Below are 22,333 nucleotides of genomic sequence, written 5' to 3' on the forward strand. Positions count from 1 at the left end.
ATCGCGATCAGTATCGGGCTCCATAGTCGCGGCCATTGCCGTGGGCGTACTGATTCTGCCGTCCAGCGCATACGCCGACCATCCGGAGCCCGGGAGCAGCCAGGGGGGCACGCCCGGGCCCGCCGCACCCGCAGATGTGAGGATCACGACCGAACTGCCCGGGAAAATCACGGTCGACAACACAACCGAGAAGACCACCGTCACCGCGACGGTCGCCAACGGCGGGACCAAGGACAGCGGTCCGGTCACCCTCTCCGTCGTGGGCTTCGACGGAATGAAGATCACGGCGGTCGAGGGCTGCGTGCCGATTCCGGAGGGCCGGCTGCCCCAGGGCTCCAACAGCGGTTACGCCTGCGTCATCGACAACATCGCGGCCGGCAAGCACCGTTCGTACGAGGTGGCAGCTACCTTCGATCTGCAGAAGACCGGCAAGATCTGTCTGCCCGTCACCGAGGGCACCAGCGAGAAGCTGATCTGGCAGCAGGGGCCCGTCCCCTTCGGTACCTCGCAGCCGACGCCGAACGCGCCCGACACTCCCCTCCTCCTGGGCACCGACAATGTGCCCTTCGGGCCCGAGAAGCCGCCGGCCGCGGACGATCTGCCGCGCACCGGGCCGGCCGGCAGCACGCTGCCGCTCGCTCTCGCCGCCCTCGCGCTCTTCGCGCTCGGCGGTACGGGCATCTGGTGGACGACCCGCAGGGCCGGGCGCCCCTGAGAGATCCGACGCCCGGGAACCCCGGGACGGCACAGAAGGGCCCGCGGCCGCCGGCGGCCGCGGGCCCTTCCGCGTCGGAGCCGACCGGAGCGATCAGCCCTGGCGGCCGATGAGCTTCCAGGTGGTGGGCAGCGCGCCCATCGCCAGGGCCGCCTTCAGCGCGTCACCGATGAGGAAGGGCACCAGGCCCGCGGCGATCGCGGCGCTGAACGACATCCCGGTGGCCAGGGAGAGGTACGGGACACCGACCGCGTAGATGATCACGGAGCCGGCCACCATCGCGCCCGCGGTGCGCAGGACCGAGCGGTCCGCGCCGCGGCGGGCGAGGGCGCCGACGACCGTGGCCGCGAGCAGCATGCCGAGGATGTAGCCGAAGGACGGCATCGCGTAGCCGGAAGCGCCCTCCGCGAACCACGGCATGCCCGCCATGCCCACCACCGCGTAGAGCGCGAGGGAGAGGAAGCCGCGGCGGGCGCCGAGCGCGGTGCCGACGAGGAGCGCGGCGAAGGTCTGGCCGGAGACCGGGACCGGGGAGCCGGGGACCGGGACGGCGATCTGGGCCGCTATGCCGGTGAGCACGGCGCCGCCGAGTACGAGCGCGATGTCCTTCGTACGGGAGGCGGGCAACAGGTCGGCGAGGACCGCTCCCGGGCGTGCGGTGACGGAAGCAGTGCTCATCGGGACTCCGCGAAAGGTGAGGGCAGGTGGGGACAGGCCGACGGTAGCCCACCCGGAATCGGTCGATCACCATCAGCCGTCCACAAAGCGGCGGTTGGCGGCTTGGTGGAGTTCGCACAAAGGATGGGTCTCAATCGACCTGAATCGCGGGAGCACGTGACGCTCATCACTGAGGTCCGGGGCCCGGGGAGCTGTTGTGCGGGAAGGGCCGCGGCTCGGCCAGACTGTAGGTTCCCCATAACCGATCCACGCAACTGTTCCAGAGTTGAGGTACGGGCGCGACGTGCGTGCGTGTTCACCTTGGGTGAGCATCGTGCCCGTATAGCGGACATGCGCTCCCTGTAAACGGGGCTCGCGCCCAGACTGTGCGTCGCTCTCCCGTCTCAGCAACTGAACAGGGCATGCCCATGTCTCGGACTTCCGCGCCCGCGCCCGTCGACCAGCAGGTCGGCGCTTCGCTCTCGCACGGACTCAAGCAACGCCATCTGTCGATGATCGCCCTGGGCGGTGTGATCGGCGCCGGCCTCTTCGTCGGCTCCGGCGCCGGCATCGCCGCGGCCGGTCCTTCCATCGTCGTCGCGTACGCGATATCGGGCCTGCTCGTCATGCTCGTGATGCGCATGCTCGGCGAGATGTCGGCCGCGAACCCGGCGTCCGGCTCCTTCTCGGTGCACGCCGAGCGGGCGATCGGACCGTGGGCGGGCTTCACCGCGGGCTGGGCGTTCTGGTTCCTGCTCTGTGTGGCCGTCGGCCTCGAAGGCATCGGCGCCGCCAAGATCATGACGGGCTGGCTGCCGGGCACACCCGAGTGGGCCTGGGTCGCCCTCTTCATGCTGGTGTTCTGCGGCACGAACCTGGCGGCCGTGAAGAACTTCGGCGAGTTCGAGTTCTGGTTCGCGGCGCTGAAGGTCGGCGCGATCGCGCTCTTCCTCGGCATCGGCGTGCTGGCGATCCTCGGCATCCTCCCGGGCACCGACGCGCCCGGCACCGCCAACCTCACCGGCGAGGGCGGCTTCATGCCGAACGGCTCGGAGGGACTCGTCGTCGGTCTGCTCGCCTCGGTCTTCGCGTACGGCGGTCTGGAGACGGTCACCATCGCGGCGGCGGAGTCCGAACACCCGGTCCAGGGCGTCGCGAAGGCCGTGCGTACGGCGATGTGGCGCATCGCGCTCTTCTACATCGGCTCGATGGCGGTCATCGTCACCCTCGTGCCGTGGGGCGACCCGAAGGTCGTCGAGAAGGGCCCGTACGTCGCGACCCTCGACCACCTGGGCATCCCCGGCGCGGGCCAGATCATGAACATGGTCGTGCTGGTGGCGCTGCTCTCCGCGATGAACGCGAACGTCTACGGCGCGTCGCGCATGGCCTGCTCGCTGGTCGCCCGCGGCCAGGGCCCGAAGGCGCTGGGCAAGGTCTTCGGCGGCGTGCCGCGCACGGCGGTACTGGTCTCCTCCGTCTTCGGCTTCCTGTGTGTGCTGCTCAGCTACTGGCGCCCGAACGACGTCTTCATGTGGCTGCTCAACATGATCGGCGCCGTGATCCTGGTCGTCTGGTTCTTCATCGCCGTCTCGCAGTTGCTGCTGCGCCGGCAACTGGAGCGGGAGTCCCCGGAGAAGCTGGTCGTGAAGATGTGGCTGTACCCCGGGCTGACGTGGGCCGCGCTGGTGGGGATGGCGGCGGTGTTCGTCCTGATGGCGCGCGAGCCGGACACGCGGACGCAGCTGTACTACACAGGCGGGTTGACACTGGCGCTGGCGCTGGCGGGGTACGTGCGGCAGGTCGCGGCGTCGCGCAAGGGGTGAGCATTCCCTCGTAACCGGGGCAAGCCCCGGACCCCGTACGGCAACCTCAAGCCCCGCCGGCGATTGAGGCGCGGGGTCCTGGGGCGGAGCCCCAGTTTCGGGAACGGGCGGGGTGGGGGAACAGACCCACATGCCCGCACTCACCCAGCGTCGCTCGTTCCTGCTCGCCGCCGGCGCCGTGACCGCCGCCGCCGCGCTGCCCGCCACGCTGCCCGCCACGCAAGCCGCCGCGGACAACAGGCGGTTCACGAACGGCCCCCTCGTCATCGGACACCGCGGCGCCGCCGGCTGGCGCCCCGAGCACACCGCCGCCGCCTACACCTTCGGCGCCCACTCAGGGGCCGACTGGATCGAGCCGGATCTCGTCCCTACCAAGGACCACGTCCTCGTCGTCCGCCACGAGAACGAGATCTCACAGACCACGGACATCGCGGCGCATCCCGAGTTCGCGGACCGGCGTACGGCCAAGACGGTCGACGGCCGGGCCGTGACCGGCTGGTTCACGGAGGACTTCACGCTCGCCGAGCTGAAGACCCTGCGGGCGGTCGAGCGGCTGCCGCTCGTCCGCAACCGCAACACCGTCTTCGGCGGCCGCGAGCAGATCATGACCTTCCAGGAGGTCGTCGACCTCGCCCGCACCCTGTCCCGGCAGCACGGCCGCCGGATCGCGGTCTTCCCGGAGACCAAACACCCGACATACTTCCGCTCCATCGGCCTGCCGCTGGAGCCGGAGCTCATACGCGTCATCCGGCGCAACCGGCTCGACGCGCGCGAGTGCGTCGTGCAGTCCTTCGAGCCGTCCAGCCTGCTGCGCATCGCCGAAGCTCGCCTGCGCCTTCCGCTGTGGCAGGCGCTCGGCACCACCGGCGGGCCGTACGGCCACCCGAAGACGTACGCGCAGATGATGACCCCGGCCGGGCTGCGCGAGATCGCGGAGTACGCGGACTGGATCGGCCCGGACAAGTCCTCGGTGGTCGCGCCGTCATCACTGCTGGCGGACGCGCACGCGGCGGGCCTGAAGGTCGGCGCGTACACCTTCCGCGCGGAGAACCAGTTCCTTCCGGCAGCCCTGCGCCGAGGCACCAACCCCAGCGATTTCGGTGACGCGTTCGCCGAGTACGCCCTGCACTACGGGCTCGGCGTGGACGCCGTCGTCACCGACTTCCCGGACCTCGCGGTGATCGCCAGGAACGGCCTCACGGCCTAGGACCATCGCCTGATCACCCCCCGGCCCTCCTGCTGCTAGCGTGCACTTGCATAAGATGTGCAATAAGCAGCCGGAGGGACCGGACATGGCCATTTACACGCTTCCTGAACTTCCTTATGACTACGCGGCGCTCGAACCGGTCATCAACCCGCAGATCATCGAGCTCCACCACGACAAGCACCACGCCGCCTACGTCAAGGGCGCCAACGACACCCTCGAGCAGCTCGAGGAGGCGCGCGACAAGGAGGCCTGGGGGACGATCAACGGCCTGGAGAAGAACCTCGCGTTCCATCTCTCCGGCCACATCCTGCACTCGATCTACTGGCACAACATGACCGGCGACGGCGGCGGCGAGCCGCTGGAGACGGACGGCGTCGGCGAACTCGCGGACGCGATCGCCGAGTCCTTCGGTTCCTTCGCCGGCTTCAGGGCCCAGCTGACCAAGGCCTCCGCGACCACCCAGGGCTCGGGCTGGGGCGTCCTCGCCCATGAGCCGGTCAGCGGCCGTCTGATCGTCGAGCAGATCTACGACCACCAGGGCAACGTCGGCCAGGGCTCGGTCCCGATCCTGGTCTTCGACGCCTGGGAGCACGCCTTCTACCTTCAGTACAAGAACCAGAAGGTGGACTTCATCGAGGCGATGTGGAAGGTCGTCAACTGGCAGGACGTGGCGAAGCGTTACACCTCCGCGAAGCAGCGCGCGAACAACCTGCTGCTGGCTCCGTAGTACCGGACCTCAAAAGCGTCCTGCTCGTGATCGTCTTCTCAACCTTCACGTGCGGGCGGAGTAACGAAGAACCCCCGCGAGGACATGACTCGCGGGGGTTCTTCCATGCGCGGGGCTCTTCCATGCGCGGGGCTCTTCCGTGCACGGCCGACCGGTCAGTCGAAGATCGGGCCCTGGGTCCGCGTGCGCTTGATCTCGTAGAAGCCCGGGATGGACGCGACCATCAGCGTGCCGTCCCACAGCTTCGCCGCCTCCTCGCCCTTCGGCGCCGGGGTGACGACCGGGCCGAAGAAGGCGATCTGCTCGCCGTCCGCGCCCGGGACCGCGATGACAGGGGTGCCGACCTCCTGGCCGACCTTGTCGATGCCCTCCTTGTGGGAGGCGCGCAGCTCGGTGTCGTACGTGTCGGAGTCGGCGTACTCGATCAGCTCCGCCGGCAGGCCGACCTCCTCCAGCGCGGCCACGATGCCCTCGCGGGTGTTGCCCTCGCCGCGGTTGTGGAAGCGGGTGCCGAGCGCCGTATAGAGGTCGCCGAGTATCTCGTCGCCGTGCTTCTGCTGCGCGGCTATGACCACCCGGACCGGGCCCCACGCCTGCTTCAGGCCCTCGCGGTACTGCTCCGGGAGCTCGTCGAGCTTGTCCTCGTTCAGCACGGCGAGGCTCATCACATGCCAGCGGACCTCGACGTCGCGGACCTTCTCCACCTCGAGCATCCAGCGGCTGGTCATCCAGGCCCAGGGGCACAGGGGGTCGAACCAGAAGTCCACGGGGGTCTTGCCGCGCTTGCCGTTCTGGGACATGTCTCTCCTCGTTATGACGTTGTGAACGCCTCGAACGGGCAACGCCACCGCTCACCGCCGGATTCCCGGATACCGCGTGCCAGGTGCACATGGCAGGATCGGTGCTGTTCGAACGAGACACAAAGGAGTGCCCGTGCCCGGTGAGAATCTGTCCCGCGACGAGGCCCGTCAGCGGGCCGAGCTGCTGTCCGTCGACGGGTACGAGGTGGCCCTCGACCTGCGTTCGGCGGTCGGGGAGGTTCCGGAGGGCTCCGGGCCGCGCACCTTCCGTTCGGTGACGACGATCCGCTTCAGGGCCACCCGGCCGGGGATGAGGACCTTCGCCGATCTGCTGGCGCCCGCCGTCACGGCCGTGACACTGAACGGCGAGAAGCTGGACACCGCCGCCGTCTTCGACGGGTCACGGATCACGCTGGACAGGCTGGCCGCGGAGAATGTGCTGGTCGTGGACGCGCAGTGTGCGTACAGCCGGACGGGCGAGGGGCTGCACCGCTTCGTCGATCCGGAGGACGGCGAGGTCTATCTCTACACGCAGTACGAGCCCGCCGACGCGCGCCGTGTCTTCGCCACGTTCGAACAGCCGGACCTGAAGGCGCCGTTCCGCCTGGAGGTGACCGCGCCCGAGGGCTGGACCGTCTGGAGCAACGGGGCGGAGGAGTCGCGGGACGGGGAGACCTGGCGCTTCGCGGAGACGAAGCCGATCTCGACGTACATCACGGCGGTCGTCGCCGGTCCGTACCACTACAGGACCGACCGCTACAGCCGGACCTTCGACGACGGCACGACGCTGGAGATCCCGCTCGGTGCGATGTGCCGCAAGGGGCTCGCGCGGCACTTCGACGCGGACGACATCTTCCTGGTGACGAAGCAGGGTCTGGACTTCTTCCACGACCACTTCGACTATCCGTACCCCTTCGGGAAGTACGACCAGGCGTTCGTGCCCGAGTACAACATCGGCGCGATGGAGAACCCGGGGTGTGTGACCTTCCGCGAGGAGTTCGTCTTCCGCGGGAAGGTGACGCAGGCGGCGTACGAGCGCCGGGCGAACGTCATCCTGCACGAGATGGCGCACATGTGGTTCGGCGATCTGGTCACCATGCAGTGGTGGGACGACCTGTGGCTGAAGGAGTCGTTCGCGGACTTCATGGGCTCGTTCTCGCTGGTGGAGGCGACCCGGTTCACCAACGGCTGGGTGACCTTCGCCAACAACCGGAAGTCGTGGGCGTACCGCGCCGATCAGCTGCCGTCCACGCATCCGATCACGGCCGACATCCGTGACCTTCAGGACGCGAAGCTGAACTTCGACGGGATCACGTACGCGAAGGGCGCGTCCGTGCTGAAGCAGCTGGTCGCGTACGTGGGGCGGGACGCGTTCATGGAGGGCGCGCGGCGCTACTTCAAGCGGCACGAGTACGGGAACACGCGGCTCGGGGATCTGCTGTCGGTGCTGGAGGAGACGTCCGGGCGGGACATGGCGACGTGGTCGCAGTCCTGGCTGCAGACGGCCGGGGTCAACTCCCTGACTCCTGTGGTCACTTATGACGCGGGGGACCGGATCACGCAGCTCGCGGTGGTCCAGGAGGCGGCCGAATCGCACCCGGAGCTGCGGCCGCACCGGGTGGCGGTGGGCCTGTACCGGCGCACTCCGGCCGGGGAGTTGCTGCGGTACGCGCGGGCCGAGGCCGATGTCGCCGGGCCGCGGACGGTCGTGGAGGGGCTGACCGGGGCGGAGAAGCCGGAGCTGATCCTGGTCAACGACGAGGATCTGACGTACTGCAAGATCCGCTTCGACGAGGGCTCGCTGGCGACGCTGCGGGCGCATCTGGATGACATCACCGACCCGCTGGCGCGGGCGCTGTGCTGGTCGGCGCTGTGGAATCTGACGCGGGACGGGCTGATGCCGGCGCGGGACTTCATCGCGATGGTGCTGCGGTTCGCGGGGCGCGAGTCTGAAATCGGCGTGCTGCAGATGCTGCACGCGTGGGCTCGTTCCGCACTCGTCCACTATGCCGCGCCCCAGTGGCGCGAGGAGGGCGGGCGGCTGCTGGCTGAGGGCGCGCTGCGGGAGCTGCGGCTGGCCGAGCCGGGGAGCCAGCACCAGCTGACGTGGGCGCGTTTCTTCGCGACGACGGCGACGTCGGCGGCGGATCTGCAGCTGTTGCAGGGCCTGTTGGAGGATACGGCGAAGATCGACGGTCTGGATGTGGACCAGGAGCTGCGCTGGGCGTTCCTGGAGCCGCTGGCCTCGCACGGGGTGGCGGACGAGTCCGCGATCGCGGGGGAACTGTCCCGCGACGACACGGCGTCGGGCAAGCGCCACCAGGTGCGCTGCCTGGCGGCCCGGCCGTCGGCGGCGGTGAAGGACCAGGCGTGGGCGGCGGTGGTGGAGTCGGACGCGCTCTCCAACGCGCTGGTGGAGGCGACGATTTCGGGCTTCGCGCAGGCGGGGCAGCGGGAGCTGCTGGCGCCGTACGCGTCGAAGTACTTCGACGCGATCGAGCGGGTGTGGGCGGAGCGGTCGATCCAGATCGCGATGGACGTGGTGAAGGGCCTGTTCCCGGGCCTGCAGGACAACGCGGGAACGCTGGCGGCGACGGACGCGTGGCTGTCCTCGCACCCGGACGCGCCGCCGGCACTGCGGCGGCTGGTGCTGGAGGCGCGGGACGACTTGGCGAGGGGGTTGCGGGCACAGGCGTGCGACACGGGTGCGGGTGCGGGTGCGGGCGCGGGTGCCTGAGGGGGACCCACCCCCCGGACGCGAAACAGGCCTTTTCGGCAGTCGAACGCCCGTACTTTAGGACGGGGTTGTCCTGAATTGTCGACGAGCCTGTAACAGCGGTTAGCCCGCGCCCCACCCGCGGGCATCCCCCCGGCATGAAACACAACACCCCGCTCTCCCCCCTCCCCCTCAGTCACCTCTCCGACGTTCAGCGGCGCGTCCTCTCCGTCGCGCAGCTGCGCGCGCACGGTGTCTCCGCCGCCCGCACCTCCACGCAGTGCCGGCCCGGTGGACCCTGGCAGTTGCTGTTGCCCGGTGTGTACGTTCTGCACCCCGGTCCGCCGACCAGCGACGAGCTGCTGCACGGCACGCTCCTCTTCGCCGGGCGGCCCACCGTGCCCGCGCAGAGCAGCCAGGAGGGGAGTGCGGGGAGGGAAGGGAAGGGCGACGAGGACACCCCCCTGTACGGCGAGGCCATGATCACCGGGCTCGCCGCCCTCGCCCTGCACCGGTTCTCCTCCGCCCCGCCGCTGCTCTCCCTCGACCGGATCGACGTCCTCGTGCCCCGCACCCGGCGCCTGCGGTCGACCGGGTGCGCCCGCGTCGTACGCGCGCACGCGCTGCCCAGACCGCAGGAGATCACCGGCGTGCCCGTCGCCCCCGTGCCCCGCGCCCTCGCCGACGCCGTCGCGCAGCTCGCCGACATCAATGCCGTACGCCGCCTCCTCACCGAGGCCGTACGCGGCGGGCACTGCGAACCCACCGCCGTCGTCAAGGAGCTGAACCGCGCGCGGCTGCTCTCCCGGCCCCACGTCATGGACGCCGTCGACTCACTCCTCGCCGAGGGCCGCGCGCTCGCGGAGGACCGGCTGTACGACCTGGTGCGGACGTACGGGCTCCCCGACCCCGTCTGGAACGTGGACCTGCGGCTGCCCGGCGGCCCCCACCTCGGCGGTGTGGACGCCTACTGGCCCGAGCAGGCCGTCGCGGTCGGGCTGGACACCCGCGCACCGCGCCACGGCGAGGACGCGCTGTGGTCGGAGTACGCCCGTAAACGCGAGCATCTGGAGCGGCTCGGCATCACCGTCGTCCACCTCACGCCCGGGAAGCTGCGGGAGTCGCCGGAGCAGCAGGCGACCGTGGTCCGCACGGCCATGATGGCGTCGGCCGACCGCGACCCGGCCGCCTATGTGGTGGTGCTGCCTCGCTGAGCAACGACCGGGCGGCAGCCCACGAACCAGCGGCCGCCCGGCGCGCGCCCGGCCTGACGTCAGCCGCAGAACTCCGCCTCCACGACCGCCCACGCGTCCCCGGACCAGTCGCCGTTGAAGTTCAGCGCGAGCGAGTGGCTCGTGTCCCGCGTCATCAGCGCCTCGGACGAGGAACCGTGGATGCCGCCCCCGTGGCCCCAGACGTCCTTGCCGCAGCTCGTCTTCAGCCGCATCAGGCCCAGACCGTAGCCGTTGCCCGGCCGCTGCGGGTCCACCTCGACCGTGGTGGTCATCTCCCGGAGCTGCTGCCGCGGCAGCAACCTCCCCTTCAGCAGCGCCCGGTAGAAGCGCTGCAGGTCGGCGGAGTCGGAGACCATCTCGCCGGCCGCCCAGGCGGCCGACGGGTTCAGTTCGGTCACGTCATGGATCCTCGCCTTCGGGTCCTCGGACAGTTTCGAGTAGGCCCGGCCGCTGGGGCGCGGCATCCGGGCGTCGGTCCCTGGCACGGAGGTGGCGCGCAGGGAGAGCGGGCGCAGGATCCGGCGCTCGATCTCGGATCCGTACGACCGTCCCGTCACCTTTTCGACGACCATCCCGGCGAGGATGAAGTTGGTGTTGGAGTAGTGCCAGCTCGCGCCGGGCGCGAAGTCGGGCTCGTGCTCCATCGCGAGCCCCACCAGCTGTCGCGGCGTCCAGGTGTCGTAGCGGTGCTGGAGGAAACCGCCGAAGACCTTCTTCTGGAAGCCCGGGTCGTCGGTGTAGTTGTAGATCCCGCTGGTGTGGTTGAGGAGTTGCCTCAGGGTGATCCGGCGCCCGTCGTGGCCGTGGCCGCGCACCACGCCGGGGAGCCACTGTTCGACGGTGTCGTCGATGCCGAGTCTGCCTTCGGCCTCGAGCTGGAGCACGACCGTGGCGACGAAGGTCTTGGTGATGGACCCGACGCGGTAGCGGTCCTGGGGCAGGCGCTCACGCCCGGTCCGCAGGTTCGCCACACCCGCCGTGCCGTTCCAGGTGCCGTCGCGGTCCCGCGCCTGGGCGACGACTCCGGGCACACCATCGCGGACGGCGGCCTCGATTGCCTGCTGGGTGCCGCGGTGGCGGTGGTGGCCGCCGGTCGTCCCGTCCGCCGCGGCGGGGGTCACGAAGGCGGTCACGCCCACGGACGCCATCACCACTGCGATCAACGCCGTCCGGCCCGTACGTACTGACATGTCAGTCCTCTCTCTCGACTGCTCTACGACTGCGGTCGGCGGACAGGACTCGGGCAGGGAGTGCGGCGTTGCCCGGCGCGGAAGGGTTGAGCTGCTATCGGCCGTTCCCGGCACTACGCGGGCCGCAGCGACGGTTGAACCGGAAGGCTGAACCCGGAAGGTTGAAACCGGGAGGGCCACGGAAGGCATAAGCCGGGAAACCACCCCTATATCCCCGATGGCGCATGCTCCGCAGTGGCGGATGTGCGCCATGACCGTATCCCGCCTCCGCCAACTCTCCACAAACCCCTGTCACTTACGAAAGGCTGACCGGTCATCCGGCACCGAATTCCGGACCCTCTCTTTCACCAAACAGGGATGCTGATGACCCCCGAATCCCAGAGGCCCATATCAGGGCGCTCCGTACCAGGTCACAGACGCGTGGCCCGTATCGCGGCCGCCGCGTCGCTGGTGGCCGCGCTGGTCGCCACGGGCTCCGCCCCGGCCTTCTCCGCAGGATCCGCCGACGATCCGGCAGGCACCTCGGGCATCAAGGCGGCCAAGTCCTCCGACAAGCTCGGATCGGCCGACGCCGAACTGCTCGCCCAGGCCGAGGCCAAGGGCGACAAGACCGTCACCGTGATGGTCGCCACCGCACCGGGCGCGACCGAGCAGGTCGCCGAGCAGCTGGACGCGGTCGATGGCGCCACGGTCGGCAGGACGTTCGACCGGCTCGGCTATGTACGGGCCACCCTGCCCACCGCCAAGGCGGAGGCCGCGCTGAAGGCGGCCGCCAAGCTCTCCAGCGTTCACGGCATCGACCTCAAGCACGAGGTCGAGCTGGACGACCCGACCCCGGCGGGGGACACCGCCAAGGGCGGGGGCACCGCGGGCGCGCAGGCCACGCAGTACCCTGCGCCCGGCACGAACACCCCGGCGAAGAACCCGTACAACCCGTCCTTCGAGACGGGCGCGGTGGACTTCGTCAAGGAGCACCCCAGGGCCGACGGCCGCGGTGTGACGATCGGCATCCTCGACTCGGGCGTCGACGTCGGCCACCCGGCGCTGCAGAAGACCACCACCGGCGAGCGCAAGATCGTCGACTGGGTCACCGCGACCGACCCGGTGGCGGACGGCGACGGCACCTGGCGCCGGATGTCGCTCGATGTGAGCGGCCCGACGTTCACCGTCAACGGCCGTACGTACTCCGCCCCGGCGGGCGCGTACAAGTTCAACCTCTTCGCCGAGGCCGCCACCAAGGGCGGCGACATGGCCGGTGACCTCAACCGGGACGGCGACACGACCGACGTCTGGGGCGTGCTGTACGACGCGGGCACCCGGACCGCCCGCGTCGACCTCAACAATGACGCGGACTTCTCCAACGACACCGTGATGAAGCCGTACAAGAACGGCTTCCAGATCGGCTACTTCGGCACCGACAACCCGGCCACCGAGGTCGTCGAGCGTATCCCGTTCGTCATCGAGGTCCGCAAGGACGTCGTCTACAACGCCGCGGGCGCCAAGGCCGACTACGTCAACATCGGCGTCATCGAGGGCTCGCACGGCACGCACGTCGCCGGCATCACCGCCGCCAACAGCCTCTTCGGCGGCAGGATGAACGGCGCGGCGCCCGGCGCCAAGCTGGTCTCCTCGCGCGCCTGCACCTGGAGCGGCGGCTGCACCAACATCGCGCTCACCGAGGGCATGGCCGACCTGGTCATCAACCGCGGCGTGGACATCGTCAACATGTCCATCGGCGGTCTGCCCGCGCTGAACGACGGCAACAACGCCCGCGCCGAGCTCTACACCCGCCTCATCGACACCTACGGCGTCCAGCTGGTCATCTCGGCCGGCAACGAGGGTCCCGGCACCAACACCCTCGGCGACCCTGCCGTCGCAGACAAGGTGATCTCGGTCGCCGCGTCCATCTCCAAGGAGACCTGGGCCGCCAACTACGGCTCGGGCGTGGAGAAGAAGTACAACCTGCTGCCGTTCTCGTCCCGCGGCCCGCGTGAGGACGGCGGCTTCACGCCGACCATCACCGCGCCCGGCGCCTCCATCAACACCACCCAGACGTGGGCCCCCGGCGGCCCGGTCGCCGAGGCGGGCTACAAGCTCCCGGCCGGCTACTCGATGCTGCAGGGCACCTCGATGTCCTCGCCGCAGGCCGCGGGCGCGAGCGCGCTGCTCCTGTCGGCCGCCAAGCAGCGGAACATCGCGCTGACCCCGGCGAAGCTGCGCACCGCGCTGACCAGCACGGCGCACCGTATCGCCGGAGTGCAGGCGCATGAGCAGGGCTCCGGCCTGATCAATGTCGTCGACGCCTGGGAGTCCATCGAGGACGGTGCCACCGCCCACGAGTACGCCGTCAAGGCTCCGGTCGACACCGCGATCGACTTCGCGCTGAAGACCCCGGGCTTCGGCACCGGTCTCTACGACCGCGAGGGCGGTCTGAAGGCCGGCCAGAAGAAGTCGTACGACGTCACCATCACCCGTACGACCGGCCCGGACCGCCCCGTGCGGCACGAGCTGGACTGGAAGTACAACGACGGCACCTTCGACCTGCCGGGCTCCGGCGCGGTCACGCTGGAGCTCAACAAGCCGGTGACCGTCAAGGTCGAGGCCAAGCCCCGCTCGGCAGGCGTGCACAGCGCGATCCTCGAGCTGGACGACGAGCGCACCGAGGGCATCGACAAGCAGATCCTCGCCACCGTGGTCGTCTCCAAGGAGCTGGCGAAGCCCGAGTACAGCTTCTCGGCGTCCGGCTCGGTGCAGCGCAACAGCCACACGTCGTACTTCGTCACGGTGCCCGAGGGCGCGAAGAACCTCGAGGTCGCGCTCGGCTCTCTGGGCAAGGACAGCCAGACCCGGTTCATCGGCATCCACCCGTACGGCGTGGGGGTCGACGACAGCTCGACGATCTTCTGCTACCCGAACTACAACAATCCGGCGAACACCTGCCGTCCGGACTTGCGCTCGTACGCCGAGCCGACCCCGGGCGTCTGGGAGATCGAGGTCGAGTCGCGGCGTACGTCGCCGCTGCTCGACAACCCGTACAAGCTGGACGTCACCCTGCTGGGCGCCACCTTCGACCCGGCCGTCAAGACGATCCCCGAGGCGAAGGTCGGCACGCCGGCCCCCGTCGAGTGGAAGGTCACCAACGGCTTCGGAGCGATCAACGGCAAGCTTGCGGGCGGTCCGCTGGGCTCGGCGAAGGTCGCCCGTCCGTCCATCGCGCACCACGAGTCGCAGGAGTCGACGGTCACCATCGGTGAGGGCGTCGACCGTCTCGACGTCGCCATCGGCGGAGTCTCCGACAACGGCGCGGACCTGGACCTGTCGGTCTTCCTGGGCGACGTACTGGTCGGCCAGGCGGCGGACGGCGACTCGGAGGAGGCGGTGAGCCTGCTCAAGCCGGCCGCCGGCACCTACACCATCGTGGTCGACGGCTACTCCGTCCCGGCCGGGACCACCGAGTACAACTACCGCGATGTGTTCTTCTCCGCTTCGCTCGGCTCGGTCAAGGTCGACTCGACGAAGCCGGTCCAGCTCGCCAACGGGGCGTCGGCGCAGGTCAGCGCCGAAGTTCTGGTGGGCGGGGCGGCTCCCGAGGGGCGTCAGTTCTTCGGCGAGGTGCAGCTGCTGAACGGGCGCGGCACGGCCGCGGGCGCGGGCAGCGTCGTGATCGAGAAGGTCACTCCGTAGCTCGTCGAGTGATCTGGAGGGGGCGGGCGTCCATGCTGGGCGCCCGCCCCTTTCGTATGTCCTGCCTCTTCGTACGTCCTGGCTCTTCGTATGTCCTGCCTCACACGTCCCGGTACGCGGACAATGGATTGGACAAGCAGACCGGGGTCATACGCATGATGGGCGGGCTGCCCGCGTCATACGCAGACATGTACGCACAGACAGAAGGAGTCACCGTGAGGGTCGGAATCGTCGGAGCCACCGGTCAGGTCGGCGGAGTCATGCGCAAGATCCTCGCCGAGCGGAAGTTCCCGATCGACGAGCTCCGGCTGTTCGCCTCCGCCCGCTCCGCCGGGAACACCCTCGTATGGCAGGGCCAGGAGATCACCATCGAGGACGCCGCCACCGCGGACTACTCCGGCCTGGACATCGTGCTCTTCTCCGCCGGTGGCGCGACATCCAAGGCGCTCGCCGAGAAGGTCGCCGCGCAGGGCGCCGTCGTGATCGACAACTCCTCGGCCTGGCGCCGCGACCCCGAGGTGCCGCTGGTCGTCTCCGAGGTCAACCCGCACGCGATCAAGAACCGACCCAAGGGCATCATCGCCAACCCGAACTGCACGACGATGGCCGCGATGCCGGTGCTGCGCCCGCTGCACGACGAGGCCGGCCTCACCGCGCTGGTCGCCACGACCTACCAGGCCGTGTCCGGCTCGGGCGTGGCCGGTGTCGCCGAGCTCGACGGCCAGGTCAAGAAGGTCGTGGACCACGCGGCCGAGCTGACCCACGACGGCGAGGCCGTCAGCTTCCCCGAGCCCGGCGTCTACAAGCGCCCCATCGCCTTCAATGTGCTGCCGCTCGCGGGCAACCTGGTCGACGACGGCTCCTTCGAGACGGACGAGGAGCAGAAGCTCCGCAACGAGTCCCGCAAGATCCTGGAGATCCCGGAGCTCAAGGTCTCCGGCACGTGTGTGCGGGTCCCGGTCTTCTCCGGCCACTCGCTGCAGGTCAACGCGCGCTTCGAGCGCCCGGTCAGCGTGGAGCGCGCGTACGAGCTGCTGGGGGACGCCCCCGGCGTCGAGCTCTCCGAGATCCCGACCCCGCTGCAGGCGGCCGGCAAGGACGCCTCGTACGTGGGCCGGATCCGCAACGACGAGACCGTGGAGAACGGCCTCGCACTGTTCCTCTCCAACGACAACCTGCGCAAGGGTGCGGCGCTGAACGCGGTGCAGATCGCGGAGCTGGTGGCGGAGGAGCTGAAGGGTTAGGGCGAGGCCCCCGGACCCCGTACGGGGTCCGGGGCAGCGCCCCAGCTCGGGCCTACGCTCTCCGGACCTCGAACTGGAAGCACCCGTACTCCACCGCCCTCACATGCACCAGCACCACCCCCGGATCCCCGAACGCCTCCGTCAGCGCAGCGTCGAACGCCTCCGTCGCCGTCTCCGGGATCTCCAGCAGGCGGCCACCCGCGATACGGCCCTCCGCGTCATAGCTTCGCAGCGTCCGCAGCGCTCCCGGACGCGCGAACGGATACCCTCCCCGACCCCGCCCCGGCCCCGCACTCCTCCGCGTGGATGAAGACAGGGCCCTGCTCGTCGTACGCCCCCGGCTTCGCCCACGTCTGGGCCGCCCACCGGCGCAGCGGCGCGTACGAGACCAGCGCGATCCGCTCGCCGGTCTCGCTCGGGCGCAGACAGCACCGCAGCGGTGCTCCGCCCTCCGTGTCGGTGAACGGGACGCAGGCGCGGCCCGCGTCGTCGGTGTCGCGGAGTTGCCCGGCGACGGCGGGCTCGATGGGGCGCGCGGCCCAGAGTGTGTCGGTCATGGATTCAGCGTGCCGCGATCCGGCGCCTGGTTCCGGCGGAAAACGGACAGGGAGTTCGGCTACGCCGCGTCAGGGCCGACGTCCCGGGCCCCTGGAACACGCACCGGACAGGCCCCGCACCCCCGCCCCCGGACAGGGCAGGCGGCGCCCCCGCGCCCCATGGAAGGATGGCCGCAAACGTCACGAACCGAGGAGATGACCGCGTGCCTGGCACGAATCTGACCCGCGAAGAGGCGCAACAGCGGGCCCGCCTGCTGAGCGTCGACTCGTACGAGATCGAGCTCGACCTGAGCGGCGCGCAGGAGGGCGGCACCTACCGGTCCGTGACCACCGTGCGCTTCGCGTCCGCCGAGGACGGTGCGGAGAGCTTCATCGACCTGGTCGCCCCCGCCGTGCACCAGGTCGTGCTGAACGGCAAGGCGCTGGACATTGGCGCCGTCTTCCGGGACTCGCGGATCGCGCTGCCGCATCTGCACGCCGGCCCGAACGAGCTGAAGGTCGTCGCGGACTGCTCGTACACCAACACCGGCGAGGGCCTGCACCGCTTCGTCGACCCGGTGGACCAGCAGGCGTATCTCTACACGCAGTTCGAGGTGCCGGACGCCCGCCGCGTCTTCGCCTCCTTCGAGCAGCCGGACCTGAAGGCGACGTTCCAGTTCACCGTGACGGCCCCCGAGGGCTGGACGGTCGTCTCGAACTCCGTACTGCAATATTCGGAAGGGGCAGAGCCCAAGGACAACGTCTGGCACTTCGAGCCGACGCCCCGCATCTCCACGTACATCACCGCGCTGATCGTCGGTCCGTACCACTCGGTCCACAGCAGCTACGAGAAGGACGGCCAGTCCGTCCCGCTCGGCATCTACTGCCGGCCCTCGCTCGCCGAGTTCCTGGACTCCGACGCGATCTTCGAGGTCACGCGGCAGGGCTTCGACTGGTTCCAGGAGAAGTTCGACTACGACTACCCCTTCGCCAAGTACGACCAGCTCTTCGTGCCGGAGTTCAACGCGGGCGCGATGGAGAACGCGGGCGCGGTGACCATCCGTGACCAGTACCTCTTCCGCTCGAAGGTGACGGACGCGGCGTACGCGGTGCGCGCGGAGACGATCCTGCACGAGCTGGCCCACATGTGGTTCGGTGACCTGGTCACCATGGAGTGGTGGAACGATCTGTGGCTGAACGAGTCGTTCGCCACCTACACCTCGATCGCCTGCCAGGCCTACCACCCGGACTCGAAGTGGCCGCACTCCTGGACCACCTTCGCGAACTCCACGAAGACCTGGGCCTACCGGCAGGACCAACTGCCGTCCACGCACCCGATCATGGCCGAGATCCGCGACCTCGACGACGTTCTCGTGAACTTCGACGGCATCACCTACGCCAAGGGCGCCTCGGTGCTCAAGCAGCTCGTCGCGTACGTCGGGATGGACGAGTTCTTCCGCGGTGTGCAGGCGTACTTCAAGGCGCACGCGTACGGGAACACCCGGCTGTCGGACCTGCTCGGCGCGCTGGAGGAGACCTCCGGCCGTGATCTGAGTACCTGGTCGCAGAAGTGGCTCCAGACCGCCGGCATCAACGTCCTGCGCCCGGAGCTCGAGATCTCCGAAGAGGGGTATGTCACCTCCTTCTCCGTACGGCAGGAGGCCCCGGCCCTGCCCGCCGGTGCCAAGGGTGAGCCGACGCTGCGTCCGCACCGGATCGCGATCGGCTGCTACGACCTCGACGAGAGGGGCAAACTGGTCCGTACGAGCCGGATCGAGCTGGATGTGGACGGCGAGCACACGGACGTGCCGTTCCCGCAGAACACCCGCCGTCCCGCGGTCATCCTGCTCAACGACGACGACCTCTCGTACGCGAAGGTCCGCCTCGACGAGGAGTCGCTGCGCGTCGTGACCGAGCACCTCGGCGACTTCACCGAGTCGCTGCCGCGTGCCCTGTGCTGGGCCTCCGCCTGGGACATGACGCGCGACGGCGAGCTGGCGGCGCGGGACTATCTTTCGCTGGTCCTCTCCGGCATCGGCAAGGAATCGGACATCGGCGTCGTGCAGTCGCTGCACCGCCAGGTAAAGCTGGCGATCGACCTGTACGCGGCGCCGGGGTGGCGCGAGGCGGGGCTCTCACGGTGGACGGACGCGACGCTGGCGCATCTGCGCGCGGCCGAGCCGGGCAGTGACCACCAGCTGGCGTGGGCCCGCGCGTTCGCCGCGACCGCCCGTACGCCGCAGCAGCTGGACCTGCTGCAGGCGCTGCTCGACGGCACCGAGTCGATCGAGGGCCTCGCGGTGGACACCGAGCTGCGGTGGACGTTCGTGGAGCGTCTCGCGGCGGTCGGCCGGCTCGGGACGGACGAGATCGCGGCGGAGTCCGAGCGCGACAAGACGGCGGCCGGCGAGCGGCACGCGATGACGGCGCGCGCGGCGCGGCCGACGGCGGAGGCGAAGGCGGAGGCCTGGGCGTCGGTCGTCGAGTCCGACAAGCTGCCCAACGCCGTGCAGGAGTCCGTCATCGCGGGCTTCGTGCAGACCGACCAGCGCGAGCTGCTGGCGCCGTACGCGGAGAAGTTCTTCGCGGCTGTCAAGGGCGTGTGGGAGACCCGCACCCATGAGATCGCGCAGCAGATCGCGGTCGGGCTCTACCCCTCGCTCCAGGTCTCGCAGACCACACTGGACGCGACGGACGCGTGGCTGGCGTCGGCGGAGCCGAACGCGGCACTGCGGCGGCTGATTTCGGAGTCCCGCGCGGGTGTCGAGCGGGCGCTGAAGGCGCAGGCGGCGGACGCCGCTGCCGCGTAACCGCACCTCAGGGGCGCCCCGGGTCATTCGGCCCGGGGCGCTCTTGTGTTTCGCGAGCGTATGCATCGCGCCAATTCCCCCGGATTTACTGACCTGGCGTCATTTCCCGTCACCAGAGCCCGATATGCTTCCCGACCGTCGTCATATGATCTTTCCGGTTCGATGGTTTTGAGGGTGCTGATGGTCCGACAAGAAACGTCGACCGGAAGTCCGCGGCGCGCGGTCTCCTTCGGGTGGCTGCTGCCTGTCGTCGCAGTCGCGGCGGCCGCGGCGACTGCCGCTTCCCTGGTCTCCGCGTCCGCGCGTACCCCCGTGATCTGGACCGGTGTCGCCGCCGTCCTCGCGGTCGCCGTCGCCTGCGCCGAGACCGCGCGCCGGGGCCGGCGGCTGGCGGAGCTGAGCCACAGGCTCGCGCAACGGGAGGCGGTGCTGTCGCGGCAGCAGTCCGAGACCGCGCGCCTCGCCGACGAACTGCTGCCCCAGGTGGTGGAGCGGCTGCGCAAGGGTGAGTTCCCCGAGGACGTACTCGACTCGCTCGACGCGCCTGCCGAGCACCAGGCGGTGCTGCGCTCGGTGCTCGACGCCGTCGTCGCCGAGGAGGATCTGCGCGAGTCCGCGCAGCGTGCCTTCGTGAACATCGCCCGCCGGGTTCAGGCCATCGTCCACCAACAGGCCCAGGAACTGCGGGAGATGGAGGACCGGCACGGCCGCACCCCGGAAGTCTTCGGCGATCTGCTCCGGATCGACCACGGGACCGCGCTGATCGGCCGGCTCGCCGACTCCATCGCCGTGCTCGGCGGTGCGCGGCCGGGCCGCCAGTGGAGCAGGGCCGTGCCGCTCTACAGCGTGATGCGCGGCGCCATGTCCCGCATCATCGACTACCAGCGGGTCGAGCTGCACTCGGTCTCCGAGGTCGCGGTGGTCGGCACCGCCGTCGAGCCGCTGATCCACGCGCTCGCCGAGCTGCTCGACAATGCCACCCGCTACTCGCCGCCGCAGACCAAGGTCCATCTGACCGCCGTCGATGTGCAGTCGGGCATCGCCGTCGAGATCGAGGACGGCGGCGTCAGCATGAGCGAGGAGGCCCGCAAGCGGGCCGAGCGCATGCTCCGCCAGGCCCAGCAGGGCATCGACGTCAACGACCTGGGCGAGACACCGCGCCTCGGCCTCGCCGTGGTCGGCCGGCTGGCGCAGGCGTACGGATTCCAGGTCTCGCTGCGCTCGTCGGCGTACGGCGGTGTACGCGCCGTTCTCGTGGTGCCGCAGGCGCTGATCACCACGGCCGCCTCGGCGACCGGTCTCGCCCACGGCATCGGCGCTTCCTCCGGCCCCCGCCCGACGGGTTCGGTTCCCGAGGAGCAGCAGTCCCGCGCGGTCACGGGGCCCATGACGGCGGACGACGAGGTCCCGATCGTGACCGAGCGGACTCCCACCGGTCTGCCGCAGCGGCGCCGCAAGGCCCCTGTCACGGCGTCGGCCGCGGCTGCCATGCCCGAGCCGGAGGAGTCCGCACCCGCGGTCCAGCCCGGCATGTGGCTGGCCGCCTTCCAGAACGGCCTGTCCGGTGAGGCCGACCAGACAAGCAAGGGGAACACGCAGCCATGATTCAGCAGCAGTCCAACCAGACCAACATGGACTGGATGCTCAAGGACCTGGCCGAGGGCGTACCGCAGACCAGGAATGTGGTCGTGCTGTCCGCGGACGGTCTGCGCATGGCCCAGTACGGCGCGGACACCGACACCGCCGACCGGCTGGCGGCGGCCTGCGCCGGGCTGCAGAGCCTGGCGGGCGCCGTCGCCTCCGAACTCCCGCACAGCGACGGGCAGATGCGCCTGGTCGTCATCGAGATGAACGGCGGCTTCTTCTATCTGATGGCCGCCGGCGCGGGCGCGTTTCTCGCCGTGCTGGCCGGCGACGGAGTCGACGCCGGGCTGATGGGCCAGCGCATGCGGGACCTGGTGCTGCGGATCGGAGAGCACCTGAGCACGCCGCCGCGCCAGGCGGGGCAGGCGGGGCAGGCCACGTGAGCGACGCGGGCGGGGGCTGGGAGGAGAGCAGTCCCGAGCGGCTCTACGTCATCACGGGCGGCCGCAGCGGCTCCTCCGCGCCCACCACGCTCGACCTGGTCACACTGATCGTGGCCAAGTCGGGCCCCCGGCCCGGCATGCAGCCGGAACAGGCCGAGATCGTCCGGCTCTGCCGGGCGCCGCTCTCGGTGGCCGAGGTCTCCGCCTATCTGAGCCTCCCGGTGAGCGTTGTCACCGTGCTGCTCAGCGATTTGCTGGCCGAGGACCGGGTGCTGGCCCGCGCACCGGTCCAGGCCGCCCAACTCCCGGACCGCGCTTTGATTGAGGCAGTGATCGATGGACTTCGAAAGCTCTGAGCGGGCCGTGGGGCCGCGGAGCGAGGACGTACTGCCGGAGACGGCGACGGCCGCCGTCAAGGTGGTCATCGTGGGCGGCTTCGGCGTCGGCAAGACGACCCTGGTCGGCTCGGTGAGCGAGATCAGGCCGCTGACCACCGAGGAGACGATGACCCAGGCCGGGGTCGGCGTCGACGACACCAACGGCGTGGAGCGCAAGACCTCGACGACGGTGGCCATGGACTTCGGCCGGATCAGCATCAACGAGGAACTGGTGCTGTATCTCTTCGGCACCCCTGGCCAGGAGCGCTTCTGGTTCCTGTGGCGCGGCCTGTTCGAGGGCGCGCTGGGCGCGGTTGTGCTGGTCGACACCCGCCGGCTCGAGGTCAGCTTCGACGTCATCGGCCGGCTGGAGGAGCGCGGCGTGCCGTTCGTCGTCGCCGTCAACTCCTTCCCCGACGCGCCCGGTTACCCCCTGGAGGAGGTGCGGGGCGCGCTGGACCTGGCGCCGGGCGTACCGATCGTCGACTGTGACGCGCGCCTGCGCGGCTCCGCCCGTGACGTACTGATGACGCTGATGCGGTATCTGCAGACCCTCGCCCTGACGACGGAGGCATCGTGAGCACC

Annotated in this window: 16 protein-coding genes and 1 pseudogene; 13 read left to right on the forward strand and 4 right to left on the reverse strand. The window is 70.0% G+C overall.

Annotation, left to right across the window (positions count from 1 at the left end):
• Positions 1–40 precede the first annotated feature (40 nt).
• Positions 41–715 carry a hypothetical protein gene (locus SLUN_RS13430; protein ID WP_257153719.1) on the forward strand — a complete coding sequence of 225 codons (675 nt, stop codon included), beginning with the start codon at positions 41–43 and terminating at the stop codon, positions 713–715.
• Positions 716–808: 93 nt separating this feature from the next.
• On the opposite strand, the gene SLUN_RS13435 is transcribed toward SLUN_RS13430, so the two are convergent.
• Positions 809–1,393, reverse strand: a complete 585-nt coding sequence (locus SLUN_RS13435; protein ID WP_108148715.1) for a biotin transporter BioY — start codon at positions 1,391–1,393, stop codon at positions 809–811.
• Between the two features lie 407 nt (positions 1,394–1,800).
• Here SLUN_RS13435 and SLUN_RS13440 point away from each other — a divergent pair, with 407 nt between their 5' ends.
• The 3 genes from SLUN_RS13440 to SLUN_RS13450 all read left to right on the forward strand — a co-directional run bounded on the left by SLUN_RS13440 (position 1,801) and on the right by SLUN_RS13450 (position 5,129).
• Positions 1,801–3,195, forward strand: a complete 1,395-nt coding sequence (locus SLUN_RS13440; protein ID WP_108154715.1) for an amino acid permease — start codon at positions 1,801–1,803, stop codon at positions 3,193–3,195.
• A gap of 130 nt (positions 3,196–3,325) precedes the next feature.
• Complete coding sequence (locus tag SLUN_RS13445; RefSeq protein ID WP_108148716.1) at positions 3,326–4,402, forward strand: glycerophosphodiester phosphodiesterase family protein; 1,077 nt, start codon at positions 3,326–3,328, stop codon at positions 4,400–4,402.
• 85 nt (positions 4,403–4,487) lie between these two features.
• Positions 4,488–5,129 (forward strand): superoxide dismutase, encoded by a 642-nt coding sequence (locus SLUN_RS13450; RefSeq protein WP_108148717.1) that lies wholly within the window; start codon positions 4,488–4,490, stop codon positions 5,127–5,129.
• Between the two features lie 155 nt (positions 5,130–5,284).
• Here the strand turns inward: SLUN_RS13450 and SLUN_RS13455 are convergent, their stop codons facing one another.
• The gene (locus tag SLUN_RS13455; protein WP_108148718.1) at positions 5,285–5,929 is read right to left on the reverse strand and encodes a mycothiol-dependent nitroreductase Rv2466c family protein; all 645 of its coding nucleotides are present in this window, start codon (positions 5,927–5,929) and stop codon (positions 5,285–5,287) included.
• A gap of 133 nt (positions 5,930–6,062) precedes the next feature.
• Between SLUN_RS13455 and pepN (SLUN_RS13460) the strand changes: the two genes are divergently transcribed.
• Positions 6,063–8,666, forward strand: a complete 2,604-nt coding sequence (gene pepN, locus SLUN_RS13460; protein ID WP_108148719.1) for an aminopeptidase N — start codon at positions 6,063–6,065, stop codon at positions 8,664–8,666.
• Positions 8,667–8,803: 137 nt separating this feature from the next.
• Positions 8,804–9,859 carry a hypothetical protein gene (locus SLUN_RS13465; protein ID WP_108148720.1) on the forward strand — a complete coding sequence of 352 codons (1,056 nt, stop codon included), beginning with the start codon at positions 8,804–8,806 and terminating at the stop codon, positions 9,857–9,859.
• Positions 9,860–9,918: 59 nt separating this feature from the next.
• Here the strand turns inward: SLUN_RS13465 and SLUN_RS13470 are convergent, their stop codons facing one another.
• Positions 9,919–11,070: a serine hydrolase domain-containing protein gene (locus SLUN_RS13470; protein WP_108148721.1), complete on the reverse strand. Its 1,152-nt coding sequence runs from the start codon at positions 11,068–11,070 to the stop codon at positions 9,919–9,921.
• A gap of 357 nt (positions 11,071–11,427) precedes the next feature.
• On the opposite strand from SLUN_RS13470, the gene SLUN_RS13475 reads away from it, so the two are divergent.
• Together SLUN_RS13475 and SLUN_RS13480 are read left to right on the forward strand one after the other, a co-directional pair.
• Positions 11,428–14,754 (forward strand): S8 family serine peptidase, encoded by a 3,327-nt coding sequence (locus SLUN_RS13475; protein WP_108148722.1) that lies wholly within the window; start codon positions 11,428–11,430, stop codon positions 14,752–14,754.
• Positions 14,755–14,969: 215 nt separating this feature from the next.
• Positions 14,970–15,998, forward strand: a complete 1,029-nt coding sequence (locus tag SLUN_RS13480) for an aspartate-semialdehyde dehydrogenase (RefSeq protein WP_108154716.1) — start codon at positions 14,970–14,972, stop codon at positions 15,996–15,998.
• Positions 15,999–16,050: 52 nt separating this feature from the next.
• Here SLUN_RS13480 and SLUN_RS13485 read toward each other — a convergent pair.
• A pseudogene (locus SLUN_RS13485) lies at positions 16,051–16,555 on the reverse strand (DUF1203 domain-containing protein).
• 203 nt (positions 16,556–16,758) lie between these two features.
• Here SLUN_RS13485 and pepN (SLUN_RS13490) point away from each other — a divergent pair.
• From pepN (SLUN_RS13490) to SLUN_RS13510, 5 genes are all read left to right on the forward strand, one after another.
• Positions 16,759–19,344, forward strand: coding sequence for an aminopeptidase N (pepN, locus tag SLUN_RS13490; RefSeq protein ID WP_108148723.1), 2,586 nt, complete (start codon positions 16,759–16,761; stop codon positions 19,342–19,344).
• A gap of 180 nt (positions 19,345–19,524) precedes the next feature.
• A complete protein-coding gene (locus tag SLUN_RS13495) occupies positions 19,525–20,949 on the forward strand; it encodes a sensor histidine kinase (RefSeq protein WP_108148724.1) in 1,425 nt (474 codons plus the stop codon).
• Positions 20,946–21,371: a roadblock/LC7 domain-containing protein gene (locus SLUN_RS13500; protein ID WP_108148725.1), complete on the forward strand. Its 426-nt coding sequence runs from the start codon at positions 20,946–20,948 to the stop codon at positions 21,369–21,371. Before SLUN_RS13495 ends, SLUN_RS13500 begins: the two co-directional genes overlap by 4 nt.
• A complete protein-coding gene (locus SLUN_RS13505; RefSeq protein WP_108148726.1) occupies positions 21,368–21,727 on the forward strand; it encodes a DUF742 domain-containing protein in 360 nt (119 codons plus the stop codon). Before SLUN_RS13500 ends, SLUN_RS13505 begins: the two co-directional genes overlap by 4 nt.
• Positions 21,708–22,328 carry a GTP-binding protein gene (locus SLUN_RS13510; protein WP_108148727.1) on the forward strand — a complete coding sequence of 207 codons (621 nt, stop codon included), beginning with the start codon at positions 21,708–21,710 and terminating at the stop codon, positions 22,326–22,328. Before SLUN_RS13505 ends, SLUN_RS13510 begins: the two co-directional genes overlap by 20 nt.
• The last annotated feature ends 5 nt before the right edge of the window (positions 22,329–22,333 follow it).

Source organism: Streptomyces lunaelactis, assembly GCF_003054555.1.
GTDB classification, from domain to species: Bacteria; Actinomycetota; Actinomycetes; order Streptomycetales; family Streptomycetaceae; genus Streptomyces; species Streptomyces lunaelactis.

What these genes read in the sequence shown, in the direction of transcription:
- SLUN_RS13510 (WP_108148727.1), top strand. Translation starts at nt 21,708, where the DNA reads ATGGACTTCGAAAGCTCTGAGCGGGCCGTGGGGCCGCGGAGCGAGGAC.
- SLUN_RS13465 (WP_108148720.1), top strand. Translation starts at nt 8,804, where the DNA reads ATGAAACACAACACCCCGCTCTCCCCCCTCCCCCTCAGTCACCTCTCC.
- SLUN_RS13495 (WP_108148724.1), top strand. Translation starts at nt 19,525, where the DNA reads ATGGTCCGACAAGAAACGTCGACCGGAAGTCCGCGGCGCGCGGTCTCC.
- SLUN_RS13440 (WP_108154715.1), top strand. Translation starts at nt 1,801, where the DNA reads ATGTCTCGGACTTCCGCGCCCGCGCCCGTCGACCAGCAGGTCGGCGCT.
- SLUN_RS13455 (WP_108148718.1), bottom strand. Translation starts at nt 5,929, where the DNA reads ATGTCCCAGAACGGCAAGCGCGGCAAGACCCCCGTGGACTTCTGGTTC.
- SLUN_RS13475 (WP_108148722.1), top strand. Translation starts at nt 11,428, where the DNA reads ATGCTGATGACCCCCGAATCCCAGAGGCCCATATCAGGGCGCTCCGTA.
- SLUN_RS13435 (WP_108148715.1), bottom strand. Translation starts at nt 1,393, where the DNA reads ATGAGCACTGCTTCCGTCACCGCACGCCCGGGAGCGGTCCTCGCCGAC.
- SLUN_RS13500 (WP_108148725.1), top strand. Translation starts at nt 20,946, where the DNA reads ATGATTCAGCAGCAGTCCAACCAGACCAACATGGACTGGATGCTCAAG.
- SLUN_RS13450 (WP_108148717.1), top strand. Translation starts at nt 4,488, where the DNA reads ATGGCCATTTACACGCTTCCTGAACTTCCTTATGACTACGCGGCGCTC.
- SLUN_RS13470 (WP_108148721.1), bottom strand. Translation starts at nt 11,070, where the DNA reads ATGTCAGTACGTACGGGCCGGACGGCGTTGATCGCAGTGGTGATGGCG.
- SLUN_RS13445 (WP_108148716.1), top strand. Translation starts at nt 3,326, where the DNA reads ATGCCCGCACTCACCCAGCGTCGCTCGTTCCTGCTCGCCGCCGGCGCC.